Genomic DNA, 12756 nt, shown 5'->3' with positions numbered 1-12756 from the left:
CCCCAACTCCCGGCCGCCTTCAGGTCCCTGGCGATGGCGGCGTACTCGTGGGTGGCGACCCTCAGCGGGTTGTACGTGTCGATGTTCTTGGTCAGCCCGTACACCGGCCGTTCGGTCTCCGCGACGAACGACCCGAAGAGCCGGTCCCAGACGATGAGGATGCCGCCGAAGTTCCGGTCCAGGTAGCCGCCCTGGGAGGCGTGGTGGACCCGGTGGTGCGAGGGCGTGTTGAAGACGAACTCGAAGGCCCGGTGCAGCTTGCCGATCCGTTCGGTGTGGATCCAGAACTGGTACACGAGGTTGGCCGAGGAGCAGAACGCGAGCGCGGCGGGATGCACCCCGAGGGCGATGAGCGGAACGTAGAACGGCCAGACGGTCCATGTCGTCCACGGCTGCCGCAGGGCGGTGGTCAGGTTGAACTTCCGGCTGGAGTGGTGCACGACGTGGCAGGCCCACAGGACGCGGACGACGTGGTGGCCGCGGTGCGACCAGTAGTAGAAGAAGTCCTGAGCCAGCAGCATCAGCGGAATCGTCCACCACAGCACGGGCACGCGCAGGGGCGTCAGCTCGTGGATCGCCGTGTAGACCGCCACGATCGGGATCTTCCACAGGAAGTCGAAGACCAGGCTCCCGAGCCCCATGCCAACGCTCGTCGCGGCGTCCTTCGCCTCGTACCCCGCCGCATCCTCATCGGGATGGATCCGCACGCTCACCATCTCGACCACGGTGAGCAGCACGAAAGCGGGTATGGACCACAGCACGACATCGGGCAGGTTCGGCATGTGGGCACCGTAGAACCGCCGGTCAGTGGCGGCTAGACGTTGTTACCCACAAGTATGACCGGCGGTACGCGCTTGCTTCTTGGCGATCTCCACCAATGCGCGGCCCTGCGCGGCCTACCATGCCGGCTGTTGGAACGGGGAGGGACAGCGTGCAGGGGCTCGAAGTTGTGCTCGTCCGGTTGGCGTCGACGGTGGCCTCCGCGCTCGTGAAGTCGGCGCTGACACCGAAGCCCGGGGCGGGGCTGGTGAGCGATCCGGTACGGCCGCTGCCGAAGCCGGCGACGCCGGAGAAGCTGGCGCGTGTGCTCTCCGGGCGCGTCGCCTCGGCGTACGGGTCGTTGCCGGAGCACGAGCGGCTGGCGGCCGTGGCGGCGGTTCAGGACACGTTCGCGGCGGCGGGCCCGCTCGACGCGGAGCGGTTGTTCGCGGTGGACCTGGATCCCGGGCGGCTGGCCGCGGAGCTGCGCCGGCCGGTGCGGGACCTGGCCCCACGGGCAGGCGACCTGTACGGGGAGTTGCTGGAGCTGTGCTGTACGCATCTCGTGGAGCAGCTCACCGCGCACCCGTCGTTCGCGGCACGGGCGGCGGTCGAGCAGACGAGGAGGTCGGGCCGCACGGAGGAACTCCTGCACGATCTGCGTGGCCCCCGCCCGGAGGCGGTGGCGTTGGAGTTCGAGGAGCGGTACGCCCAGTTCGTCGCCGGGACGCACTCCCGAGTGGAACTCTTCGGGCTCACGCTCGGCACCAGGACGCGCGCCGAATGGCCGCTGGACACCGCGTACATCAGTCTCGCGGTCACCGATGAGCGGCTTGAGCAGGCCCATGGTGAGGAAGTCGGTCTGCCGCGCACCGGGCAGAGCGTCGTCAAGGTGGAACGGGCTCTGGCGGACTGCGATCGCCTGATGCTGCGGGGCCCGGCGGGCTCGGGCAAGTCGACGCTCGTACAGTGGCTCGCGCTGAACGCGGCGCGGCGGAGCTTCGGCGCGGAGCTGGCGGACTGGAACCGCTGTGTGCCGTTCGTGCTGCGGCTGAGGTCGTTCAACTCCCTGGACCGCTTGCCGATGCCGGAGGACTTCCTGGCGGCCTCGGGGGTGCCGCTGCGGCCGCCGACCGACTGGGTGACCGAACTCCTCGACGGAGGACGGGCGTTGGTGCTGGTCGACGGGGTCGACGAAGTCCCGGCGCGGCTGCGGAGCCGTACGGAGACCTGGTTGAAGTCCCTGATCGCCGCGTTCCCGAAGGCACGTTACGTGGTGACGACCAGGCCGTCGGCGGTGCCCGAGGGCTGGCTCACCGGTCAGGGCTTCACGGCGCACTCGCTCCTGCCCATGGAGCGGGACGACATCCGCTCGTTCATCGATCACTGGCACGACTCGGCACGCCGGGAGTGCGCGGCCGGCTCGGAGCGGGAGCTCCTGGACACGTACGAGGCGGGCCTGAAGGAGGCCGTGGCCACGCGCCGCGACCTGGGCCGGCTGGCGACGAACCCCCTGATGTGCGCCGTACTCTGCGCACTGAACCGCGACCGGCGAATGCAACTCCCCCGCGCCCGCAAGGAGTTGTACGACGCGGCACTCGACATGCTGCTGATCCGCCGTGACACGGAGCGGGAGGTGGCGTCCGTCGAGGGGGTCACCCTCTCCCGCGACGAACAGACGGCGTTGCTGCAGCGACTGGCGTACTGGCTGATCCGCAACGGCCAGGTGGAGGCGTCCCGCGACGACGCGGTCGAGATGCTGGACGAGTGGCTGGCGACGATGCCACAGGTGCGCGACCAGGGCGATGCCGCCCAGGTCTTCTCACACCTGCTCATCCGCAGCGGACTGCTGCGCGAGCCGGTCCCGGGGTACGTCGACTTCGTGCACCGCACCTTCCAGGACTACCTGGGGGCGAAGGCGGCCGTCGAGTCACGTGACTTCGGCGTGCTGGTGAGGAACGCGCACGACGACCAGTGGGACGACGTGGTCCGCATGGCGGTGGGCCACGCGCGGGTCGACGAACGGGGGCGGCTGCTGCGGCAGTTGCTGCGGCGAGCGGACAAGGTGCGCAAGCACCGCCAACGGCTGGTCCTGCTGGCCGCGGCCTGTCTCGAGCACGCACCCGAGCTCGATCCGGGTGTGCGGGCGGATGTCGAGGCCCGGACCCAGGACCTGTTACCGCCCAGGACCCTGAACGAGGCGGACGAGCTCGCGAAGGTGGGCGAGCTCGTGCTGGAGCTGCTGCCGGGGCCGGAGGGCCTGGACACGATGACCGCGACCGCGGTCGTGCGGACCGCCGCGCAGGTGGGGGGTGACGCGGGGATGGCGGTGATCGCGCGATTTCGGGAGGACACGCGGTTGTCCGTGGTCGCGCAGTTCTCACATTGCTGGTCTTCTTTCGACCCCGGGCAGTACGCGAGGACCGTGCTTTCCGCCGCGACGCCCGAGGCGTATGTGAGCGTGTCCACGCCCGCGCAGCTGGCGGAGTTGCCACGGTTGCGGCACATCAAGCGGATCACTCTCGTGGGCCCCCACGGATTCCCCTCGGAAATCCTCGAGCACACGTGTCTGGAGTACCTGTTCCGCAACGACGACCCGACTCTGCGCGACTTGTCACCGCTTGCCGCATTGCCTCACCTCACCACGTTCGTCCTCAGTCGCTGTCCCTCGGTGACCGATCTCGTCCCCTTACGCGGTTTGGGAATCGAGTGGCTCTCCGTGCTCGACCTGGCCGAGGGCACGTCTCTCGCCGGGCTCGACGGGCTCGCGGCGCTGAACCATCTGACGCTCGGCTTCGCCGCGGGCGTGACGGACGTCGCGGACATCCCCGTCGAGACCGCGCTCACCGGTCTCGTCCTCATGCGCGACGCGGCGCGCATCAACCTGCATGGACTCGAACGCTGGCCCGATCTGGAGACCCTGGGGATCGAAGGGGACTCACAGGGGGCGCAGTTGGCCGGCCGGCACGACGAGACCCGACTGACCGGCCTGCAGATGTACGGCCAGAGCGCACTCGATCCGGCGACGTTGGTACGGCATCAGCGGCTGGAGAGCCTGATGCTCAGTCGCTCACGGTTGACCCGGGATCTCGCACCGCTCAAGGACCTTCCCCGGCTGACCCGCCTCACCCTCAGCACCTGCCCCGAGCCCATCGACCTCACCCCGCTCGCGGATCTGCCGAACCTCAGCGTGTACGCGCCTCTTGACGCAGTGACCGGCACCGAACACTTCCCGCCCGAACGCCTCAACCCCCAAACAGACCCCCAAACAGACTGACGCTCATGACGGTGGCCGTCAGGACTGTCAGTCGCGGCCCGTATCCTCAATGACCATGCTCGAAGACCTTACGACCGCGCCGTCCGACGCCCCTTGGCCGACCGCGTACCCGCCGGGGTACGCGGTCGTCGACGTGGAGACCACGGGCCTGGCCCGGGACGACCGCATCATCTCGGCGGCCGTCTACCGGCTGGACGCGCGCGGCGAGGTCGAGGACCACTGGTACACGATGGTCAACCCGGAGCGTGACCCCGGGCCGGTGTGGATCCATGGTCTGACGAGCGACGTGCTCGAAGGGGCCCCGGTTTTCCAGGACATCGCCGAGGAGTTCTCCGCCCGCCTGGCCGACCGCGTGCTCGTCGCGCACAACGCGGTCTTCGACTGGTCGATGATCGCGCGGGAGTACGCGCGCGCGGAGTGCGAGGCGCCGGTGCGGCAGCGGCTGTGCACCATCACGCTCTCCAAGGAGTTGGGCCTGCCCCTGCCCAACCACAAGCTGGAGTCGCTGGCCGCCCACTTCGGCGTCGTACAGCAGCGGGCGCACCACGCGCTGGACGACGCGCGCGTGCTGGCCGAGGCGTTCCGGCCGAGCCTGCACACCGCGGTGAGCCGGGGCGTGCGGCTGCCGCTGCTGGAGTGCCGGCCGCTGACCGAGTGGTCCGGCTCCGCGCACATCGGGCGGCAGTCCACCCGGAGCTACGGACCCGGGAGTTGGCGCCCGTCGCGCAAGCGTCCCCCGTGCCCGTACCCCAACCCAGGGCGCTACGAAGAGGGCAAACCGCTCAAGCAGGGCATGCGCGTCGCCTTCTCGGGGGACACGTCGGTGGACCGCGAGCTGCTGGAGGACCGTGCCGTCGAGGCCGGACTGCACGTCGCGACGAGCCTGTCCCGGGTGACCAGCCTCCTCGTCACCAACGACCCGGACTCGGGCACGTCGAAGGCGGCGAAGGCCCGGCAGTACGGGACGCCGGTGATCGACGAGGCGGCGTTCGGGCAGCTGCTGCGGGACGTCGAGCCGGCGGAGGGATGACCGGGGCGGCTGAGGCGGCGGAGGGGTGACCGGAGCGTACGGGCGTTCCGGGCGTACGGGTGATTGGCCGCCGACTCGCCCCGCGCCCACTCGCCCCTGCCGCATCGGCGCCGCACCCTGTGGCGCATGACACGTTGCGAAGTCTGCGGAAACGACTACGGCATGACCTTCGAGGTGCACGCCCAGGGCGCGGTGCACGTCTTCGACTGCTTCGCCTGCGCGATCCACCGCATGGCGCCCATCTGTGAGCACTGTCGCGTCCAGATCATCGGCCAGGGCGTCGAGGCCGACGGCCACTGGTACTGCGGCGCCCACTGCGCCCGTGCGGAGGGGAGGGTGGGGATCGTGGACAAGGTCTGAAGCGGCCCCCACCGGCATGCGCCCCATGACCGAGTTGTACGGTCTTTGCGTGTACCGCTTCCTGTTGTCCCGGCAGTGGGTGATCCTCACGCTGGTCGCCCTCCTTCTCATCCCCACGATGATCAGGCTGGGCATCTGGCAGATGCACCGCTACGAGGAGCGCACCGCACGGAACCAGCTGGTCGCCGACGCGCTGGGCGCCAAGCCGGTGCCCGTGGAGGAGATGACCTCCCCCGGACACGCCGTCGCCACCGGCGAGCGGTACCACCGTGTGACCGCGAAGGGCCGCTTCGACACCGACGACGAGGTCGTCGTCCGCCGCCGCACCAACTCCGACGACGAGGTCGGCTACCACGTCCTGACCCCGTTCGTCCTCGACGACGGCAAGGTCCTGCTCGTCAACCGGGGCTGGATCCCCTCGGACGGGCCGAGCCAGACCGCGTTCCCGAAGATCCCCGCACCGCCCCGCGGCGAGATCACCGTCACCGGGCGGCTCATGCCCGACGAGACGACCGCGGCGAGCGGCATCAAAAACCTCAAGGGGCTGCCCGACCGGCAGATCATGCTGATCAACAGCGAGCAGGAGGCCCGCCGCCTCGACGCCCAGGTACTCGGCGGCTACATCGCGCAGACGGCACCCGAGCCCAAGGGCGACACCCCGGAGCTGATCGGCAGGCCCGGCGACGAGAACGCGGCGCTGAACTACGCGTACGCCATCCAGTGGTGGCTGTTCGCGGCCGGTGTCCCGGTGGGCTGGGTCATCCTGGTCCGTCGTGAGCGCCGTGACCGCGCGGCGGCGGCCTCCGCCACCGCGCAGGAGAAGGAGACGGCGCCGGCCCCCGCGTGAGTGCCCCTCACGTGCGACGGCGTTCGGTCAGCCGGTCCCGCCAGTAGACGAACGTGCGTTCCGGCTCGGGCAGCAGGTCCCACGGATGGCGTGTCATGTGCCGGCCGATGCGCCGGAAGACGGGGGCGGCCTCGTCCGGGAGGTGCGCGCGGGTCAGCGCGAAGGCGAGGACGTTGAGGTCGGTGACGGCTTCGGCGTGGGATGCGGCGGCGGCGTGGAACCAGCCGTTCAGGGCCACGTCGATCTCCTGGCGCGCCCGGGGCTCGTTCCAGGTGCCGCTCGCGCCGAGGGCGGCGGCGAGAGGCGACTCCCCCTGGCGGTGGGCCGTCAGCTCGACGCGGGCCGCCACGGGGAGCAGGGCGACCGGCGATCCGTGCGGTGCGCGGGCGGCGGCCTGCCAGGCGAAGTCCATCATGTCGGGGACCGTCCCGTGTGCGCGCGGGGACAGGTACCTCAGCAGCCGGTGGTAGGCCGTCCGGTGCCATGGCGCACGGTTGACGGCCTCGGTCCACACGGGCACGGCGTCCTTGACCGGTACGGCGCAGGAGTACATCAGGGTGAGCAGCGCCAGCCAGGGGGCCGGGTCCTCCGGGCAGGCACCGGCGGCGAGCAGACACGTCTGTTCGGCGCGGCGAACGGCGGCGTGTCCCTCGGCCGGTGCCCGGGTCGCCTCCACGAAGGCCCTCAGGACCAGGGCGTCCCCGTCGCCGGGCCGGTCGGCGGCCCATCGCTGCGAGACCACGGCCGGAAGGCTCTGCGCCAGGACGGAGACCCGGTGGACGCGGCGGTCCCAGTCGCGCCCCGTGGCACGCAGCAGGTCGGCCACCGGCTCCCAGAGGGGACGGGTGCGGCCCGCGCCGAGACCGTGGAGCTGCTGGGCGGGCCGGAGTTCGGTCAGGGTCGTGTGCAGGGGCTCGTCGTCGAGTTCGGGGCGGATCAGCAGGGAGGGGCGGCGTCTGAGCATCTCGTTCGAGCATCTCGGTTTCGCCAAGGGCGGTCGGGTGGCGTCGGTGGGGCGGGCGTGCCTGCACGGCTGGGGAGGCACGCCCGCCTCGGAGAACCTGGCTCAGCAGCAGCGGCCAGGGGCCTCGCACTCGCGCCGCAGGGTGCGCAACCGCTCGTACTCCCCGCGGGTCGGCACCGGCGCGTGCGGGTGGTGGCGGCGGTGCCGTGCGCGGTAGCGGTCGTACTCGGCCTCGCCGGTCAGTTCCCGGGCGTACCAGAGGACGGCGCCGAGCACCTTCCGGACGGTGCTCATGAGCCCGCCCCCACCAGCGGCTCGGAGCCGCGCTGCTCCGGCAGGTCGATACGGGATTCGACGTACGGCGCCTCGGTCGTCGGCAGCGGCTCGGCGGACCGCAGAGCGCGGACGCACACCATCGCGCAGTTGACCAGGACCGTGAGGACCAGCACCAGGAAGATCGCCATGAGCACGCCGTCGACGGTGTTGTTGAGGACGATGGTGTGCATGTCGTCCGCGTTCGTGGCGCCCGGCAGCAGCTTCCCGGCGTCGATGGCGTCCGCGTAGAGGTTCCGCGCGGCGAAGAAGCCGATCTTCGGGTCGTCCGAGAAGATCTTCTGCCAGCCGGCGGTGAAGGTGACGGCCACGTCCCAGGCCAGCGGGATGCCGGTCACCCAGGCCCAGCGCAGCTTGCCCGCCTTGATGAGCATGGTCGTGGTGACGGCGAGGGCGACCGCGGCGAGCAGCTGGTTGGCGATGCCGAACAGCGGGAACAGCTGCTTGATACCGCCGAGCGGGTCGGTGACACCGGCGTAGAGGAAGTAGCCCCAGGCGCCCACGACCAGGGCGCTGGTGATCCAGATGCCGGGCTTCCAGGTGACGCGGCCGATCGGCTTCCAGACGTTGCCGAGCATGTCCTGCAGCATGAAGCGGCCCACGCGGGTGCCCGCGTCCACCGTGGTCAGGATGAACAGGGCCTCGAACATGATGGCGAAGTGGTACCAGAACGCCTTCATCCCGGCGCCGCCGAACACCCCGGCGAAGATCTCCGACATGCCCACGGCCAGAGTGGGCGCGCCCCCGGAGCGGCCCACCAGCGTCTGCTCCTCGACGGCCTTGGCCGCGGCGGTCAGCTGGTCAGGGGTGATGGTGAAGCCGAGGCCCTTCACGGCCGCCGACGCGGTCTCCACGGTCGGGCCGAGCAGCGCGGCCGGGGAGTTCATCGCGTAGTACAGGCCCGGTTCGAGGACACAGGCGGCGATCAGCGCCATGACGGCGACGAAGGACTCCGTGAGCATGGAGCCGTAGCCGATCAGCCGGACCTGGGACTCCTTCTGGATCAGCTTCGGGGTGGTGCCGGAGGAGACGAGGGCGTGGAAGCCGGACAGGGCGCCGCAGGCGATGGTGATGAACAGGAAGGGGAAGAGGCCCCCGGCGAAGACCGGCCCGGCGCCGGTGGAGGCGAACTCGGTCACCGACTCGGCCTTCAGCGTCGGAGCGGCGATCACGACACCGACGGCCATCAGGGCGATGGTGCCGACCTTCATGAAGGTCGACAGGTAGTCACGGGGCGCCAGCAGCATCCACACCGGGAGCACGGAGGCGACGAAGCCGTAGCCGACCAGGCAGAAGACGAGCGTCTCGGGGCTCCAGACGAAGTACTCGGCGAGCGAGGAGTCCTGGATCCAGCCGCCGCCGAGGATGGCGAGCAGCAGCAGGGCCACGCCGATGAAGCTGGTCTCCACGACCCGGCCCGGCCGCAGGTAGCGCAGGTAGAAGCCCATGAAGAGGGCGATCGGGATGGTCATGGTGACCGAGAAGGTGCCCCAGGCGGACTCGGCGAGCGCGTTGACGACGACCATCGCGAGGACCGCGAGCAGGATGATCATGATGGCGAAGACACCGATCAGCGCGGCGACACCGCCCACACGGCCGATCTCGTCACGGGCCATCTGCCCGAGGCTCTTGCCGTCCCGGCGCATGGAGAGGAACAGGACGACCATGTCCTGCACCGCGCCGCCGAAGATCACGCCCGCGATGATCCAGATCGTGCCCGGCAGATAGCCCATCTGCGCGGCCAGCACCGGACCCACCAGCGGGCCCGCCCCGGCGATGGCCGCGAAGTGGTGGCCGAAGAGAACCCGCTTGTCGGTGGGGTGGTAGTCGACGCCGTCCTCAAGGCGTTCGGCCGGGGTGGCACGGGTGTCGTCGACCTGGAGGACCCGCCGGGCGATGAAGCGCGAGTAGAAGCGGTAGGCGATGGCGTACGAGCCGAGGGCGGCCATCACCAGCCAGACGGCCGAGATCTCCTCGCCCCGCGAGAGCGCGAGGACACCCCAGCCGACGGCGCCCAGCAGGGCGACGGCGGACCACAGGACGATCGAGCGCGGGGTCATCCGCGACCTCGCGGAGGGTGGGCCCTCCGGCGCCGGGCGACCGGATTCGGGCATGACTGATGTGGGCATGGCGGCTCCTCACCTGAGCGGTGGTGTTGGGTGTACGGCCGTACGGCGGTACGGGACGTGCGGGAAAGCGCGGGTAAGGGGATACGCGGGTCAGGGATCGTGACGGCGGTCGTGCCTGGTCAGCACGTACGCGGCGAGCAGGCAGAGGCCGCACCCCGGCACCCAGGCGAGCTGGTACCAGTAGAAGAACGGCGTCCCGGCCAGCCGCGGGCTCGCACCGGCGTACCAGGGGACCCACAGCAGCCCTGCCGCGGGAGCGAGGAGCAGCAGCGCGACGGCGACGTGCCGTACCCGCCGTATGCGGTGTACGCGCCGTAGCCGGTGATGCCCGATCCGTCCCATGAGCTGCTCTCCTCTCCCGATCGCTGTCGGTCTGTGCAAGAGTTGCCCACCCGCTGGAACTGGTTGACAGCGAATTTCCAGAACATTTCCCGCCGGTTCCGTGTCCTCCGAACCGGCCGTCCGCGCAACCAACACGCGAGGGCCCAGGCACACCAAGGACGGTGACCCATGGCGGATGGCGCCATGACCGCGACGTTCCTCGCCGTGATCGGCGGAGCGTCGCTGCTCGCCGTCACCGCGCGCCGTCTGCGGCCCGTCGACCGGCTGCCCTCTCTGGAAGGCTGGGCGCTCGCCGACCGGAGTCTCGGCCCTGTGTGGACCTGGCTGCTGCTGGGCGGCACGATCTTCACCGCGTACACGTTCACCGCCGTCCCGGGCCTCGCGTACGGCAACGGCGCGCCCGCCTTCTTCGCGGTGCCGTACACGGTGATCGTCTGTCCGCTCGCCTTCGTGCTGCTGAGCCGTCTGTGGACGGTGGCCCGCCGCCACGGGTACGTCACGGCGGCCGACTTCGTGCGCGGACGGTACGGTTCACCGCCGCTGGCGCTGGTGGTGGCCCTGACCGGGATCCTCGCGACGATGCCGTACCTGGCGCTGCAGCTGCTCGGCATACGGGCGGTGCTGACGGCCGGAGGCGTGTACCCGAAGGGCGCGGCCGGGGACCTGGTGATGGTGGCCCTCTTCGCCGGGCTCGCCGTGGCCACGTACCGGCACGGACTGCGGGCGCCGACCGTGATCTCGGCGCTCAAGGCGGTGGCCGTGTTCGTGTCGCTGACCGCCGTGTGCTGGCTGGTCCTGGAGCGGCTCGGCGGGCCGGGCGCGGTGTTCGAGGGGGCGGCGCGGCGGCTCGGCGGGACGGACGCGGGCGACTCCGCGCTCCTGCTGTCCCCCGAGCAGCAGCCCGCCTACGCCACACTCGCCCTGGGTTCGGCGCTGGCACTGCTGATGTACCCGCACGTCCTCACGGCCGGGTTCGCCGCCGACGGTCCGCGCACCCTGCGCAAGGCCACGGTGGCGCTGCCCGCCTGGACGGGGCTGCTCGCGCTCTTCGGCTTCCTCGGCATAGCGGCCCTCGCCACGGGGGTGCGGGCGCCCGAGGGCGGGGCCGAGGCCGCCGTGCCGATGCTGGTGGACCGGCTCATGCCGGGGCCGCTGGCCGGGCTGGTGTTCGGCGCGATCACCGTGGGCGCGCTGGTCCCGGCCGCCGTGATGTCGATCGCGGCCGCCACGAGCTTCGTACGGAACGTGTACGTCGAGTACGTCCACCCGACGGCCACGCCCAAGCGGCAGGTGCGCATCGCCAAGGCGGTGTCGCTGACGGCCAAGGTGGGCGCGGTGGCGTTCGTGTTCGGACTGCGCGACCAGGACGCCATCAACCTCCAGCTGCTCGGCGGGGTCTGGATCCTGCAGATCTTCCCGGCGGTGGCCGTGGGGCTCTTCACCCGGTGGCTGCATCCGCGGGCGCTGCTGGCCGGGTGGGCCGTGGGCATGGTGGGCGGGACGTTCCTGGTGGTGCGGGAGGGGTTCTCGTCGATCGTCCCGTTCGGCCCCGCCGACCAGCCGCTGGAGATCTACGCGGGCCTGGCCGCCCTCGCCCTCAACCTGATCGTGGCCGTGGTGGGCACCGCGGCCCTCGAACGGCTCGGCGTCCCGCGCGGCGCCGATCTGACCGACCTACCGTCCCGCCTGGCCGTCAGGCGGCGCCCCGAGACGGGAGCGAACAACCCGTGAGACGCAGACCTCCTATACCCGTGCCCCCTGTATCCCTCGCTCCCGTGGACGAGCCGCTCGTCCCGCGGCCCGCCGCCGAACCGCTCGCCCCCGCGGTGAGCGATCCGGACGAGCTGGAACGCGAGGCGGGCCTTGCCCGGCTGTTCGAGCTGCACTACTCGTCGATGCTCCGCCTCGCCGTGCTGCTCGGCGCGGACGATCCGGAGAACGTGGTGGCCGAGGCGTACTACCAGATCTACCGGAAGTGGCGGCGGCTGCGGGACGTCGAGGCCGCCGAGGCGTATCTGCGCTCCACCGTCTGCAATCTGACGCGGATGCGGATACGGCACCTCCAGGTCGCCCGAAGGCACGTGGAGAACCCGCCGGACGAGCTCGTCGCCTCCGCGGAGAGCACCGCGTTGCTCCACGACGACCAGCGCGTGCTGATCGACGCGTTGCAGCAGTTGCCCGCCCGGCAGCGCGAGGCGCTCGTCCTGCGCCACTGGCTCGGGCTGAAGGAGAGCGAGATCGCCGCCGCGATGGGCATCTCCTGCGGCTCGGTCAAGACCCACACGGCCCGCGGCCTCGCCGCGCTGACCCAGGCGATGGAGGCCCGGCGATGAACGACACCTCACCGGACACCACTTCGGGTGCCACTTCGGGTGCTTCTTCGGGTGCTTCTTCGGGTGCCATTTCGGGTGCTTCGGGTGCCTCTTCGGACCGTACGGCCGAGAACCGCACCGAGCAGGAACTGCGCGCCGCCCTGGAGGCGCTGGCGGGCGGGGTGACGCCCGCGCCCGACGCGTACCGCACCGCCCGCGGCGACTGGTTGCGCCGCGAACGCCGTCGCCGGCTCGTCCTCGCCGTACTGATCGCCGTCGTCTTCACCCTCGCCACCCTGATCGGTCTGTGGGTCCTCAACCAGACCCCGTCCGATCCCGGCGTCATCTTCTCGGGCGGCGGGGGCACGGTGGCGGGTACGGGTCCGGGCTGACCCCCGGGGGG

Annotated in this window: 12 protein-coding genes; 7 read left to right on the top strand and 5 right to left on the bottom strand. The window is 70.9% G+C overall.

From position 1 onward, the window contains the following. On the bottom strand, positions 1-782 hold a 782-nt coding region (locus FNH08_RS29910), incomplete at its 3' end, for a sterol desaturase family protein (protein ID WP_152774649.1). A 149-nt stretch (positions 783-931) separates the two neighbouring features. Here FNH08_RS29910 and FNH08_RS29905 point away from each other — a divergent pair. From FNH08_RS29905 to FNH08_RS29890, 4 genes are all read left to right on the top strand, one after another. Beyond that, complete coding sequence (locus FNH08_RS29905; protein WP_322725728.1) at positions 932-4036, top strand: NACHT domain-containing protein; 3105 nt, start codon at positions 932-934, stop codon at positions 4034-4036. Positions 4037-4091: 55 nt separating this feature from the next. Next, positions 4092-5066, top strand: a complete 975-nt coding sequence (locus FNH08_RS29900) for a DEDDh family exonuclease (protein WP_152774647.1) — start codon at positions 4092-4094, stop codon at positions 5064-5066. Between the two features lie 126 nt (positions 5067-5192). Further along, positions 5193-5426, top strand: a complete 234-nt coding sequence (locus tag FNH08_RS29895; RefSeq protein ID WP_152774646.1) for a hypothetical protein — start codon at positions 5193-5195, stop codon at positions 5424-5426. A gap of 49 nt (positions 5427-5475) precedes the next feature. After that, positions 5476-6273: an SURF1 family cytochrome oxidase biogenesis protein gene (locus FNH08_RS29890; RefSeq protein WP_322725732.1), complete on the top strand. Its 798-nt coding sequence runs from the start codon at positions 5476-5478 to the stop codon at positions 6271-6273. 7 nt (positions 6274-6280) lie between these two features. On the opposite strand, the gene FNH08_RS29885 is transcribed toward FNH08_RS29890, so the two are convergent. From FNH08_RS29885 to FNH08_RS29870, 4 genes are all read right to left on the bottom strand, one after another. Beyond that, positions 6281-7237, bottom strand: coding sequence for a hypothetical protein (locus tag FNH08_RS29885; protein ID WP_152774644.1), 957 nt, complete (start codon positions 7235-7237; stop codon positions 6281-6283). Between the two features lie 102 nt (positions 7238-7339). Continuing rightward, positions 7340-7531 (bottom strand): CstA-like transporter-associated (seleno)protein, encoded by a 192-nt coding sequence (locus FNH08_RS29880; protein WP_152774643.1) that lies wholly within the window; start codon positions 7529-7531, stop codon positions 7340-7342. Beyond that, entirely contained in the window at positions 7528-9699 is a 2172-nt protein-coding gene (locus FNH08_RS29875; protein WP_152774642.1) for a carbon starvation CstA family protein, read from the bottom strand. Before FNH08_RS29875 ends, FNH08_RS29880 begins: the two co-directional genes overlap by 4 nt. A 90-nt stretch (positions 9700-9789) precedes the next feature. Next, positions 9790-10041, bottom strand: coding sequence for a DUF3311 domain-containing protein (locus FNH08_RS29870; protein WP_152774641.1), 252 nt, complete (start codon positions 10039-10041; stop codon positions 9790-9792). A gap of 168 nt (positions 10042-10209) precedes the next feature. On the opposite strand from FNH08_RS29870, the gene FNH08_RS29865 reads away from it, so the two are divergent. The 3 genes from FNH08_RS29865 (at position 10210) to FNH08_RS29855 (ending at position 12745) form a co-directional block, all read left to right on the top strand. Then, on the top strand, positions 10210-11772 hold the full coding sequence (locus tag FNH08_RS29865) for a sodium:solute symporter family protein (RefSeq protein ID WP_152774640.1): 1563 nt from the start codon (positions 10210-10212) through the stop codon (positions 11770-11772). A 20-nt stretch (positions 11773-11792) separates the two neighbouring features. Beyond that, the gene (locus tag FNH08_RS29860) at positions 11793-12374 is read left to right on the top strand and encodes a SigE family RNA polymerase sigma factor (protein ID WP_322725726.1); all 582 of its coding nucleotides are present in this window, start codon (positions 11793-11795) and stop codon (positions 12372-12374) included. Positions 12375-12442: 68 nt separating this feature from the next. Then, positions 12443-12745, top strand: a complete 303-nt coding sequence (locus FNH08_RS29855) for a hypothetical protein (protein ID WP_322725731.1) — start codon at positions 12443-12445, stop codon at positions 12743-12745. The last annotated feature ends 11 nt before the right edge of the window (positions 12746-12756 follow it).

The sequence above is a fragment of the Streptomyces spongiae genome (assembly GCF_009377185.1).
Classification (GTDB): domain Bacteria; phylum Actinomycetota; class Actinomycetes; order Streptomycetales; family Streptomycetaceae; genus Streptomyces; species Streptomyces spongiae.
Note: the sequence above shows the minus strand (reverse complement) of the source record. Positions and strands in the feature narration are given on the sequence as shown.

Coding starts and splice junctions, on each gene's coding strand:
- FNH08_RS29900 (WP_152774647.1), top strand. CDS start 4,092: ATGCTCGAAGACCTTACGACCGCGCCGTCCGACGCCCCTTGGCCGACC.
- FNH08_RS29895 (WP_152774646.1), top strand. CDS start 5,193: ATGACACGTTGCGAAGTCTGCGGAAACGACTACGGCATGACCTTCGAG.
- FNH08_RS29885 (WP_152774644.1), bottom strand. CDS start 7,237: ATGCTCAGACGCCGCCCCTCCCTGCTGATCCGCCCCGAACTCGACGAC.
- FNH08_RS29880 (WP_152774643.1), bottom strand. CDS start 7,531: ATGAGCACCGTCCGGAAGGTGCTCGGCGCCGTCCTCTGGTACGCCCGG.
- FNH08_RS29875 (WP_152774642.1), bottom strand. CDS start 9,699: ATGCCCACATCAGTCATGCCCGAATCCGGTCGCCCGGCGCCGGAGGGC.
- FNH08_RS29870 (WP_152774641.1), bottom strand. CDS start 10,041: ATGGGACGGATCGGGCATCACCGGCTACGGCGCGTACACCGCATACGG.
- FNH08_RS29865 (WP_152774640.1), top strand. CDS start 10,210: ATGGCGGATGGCGCCATGACCGCGACGTTCCTCGCCGTGATCGGCGGA.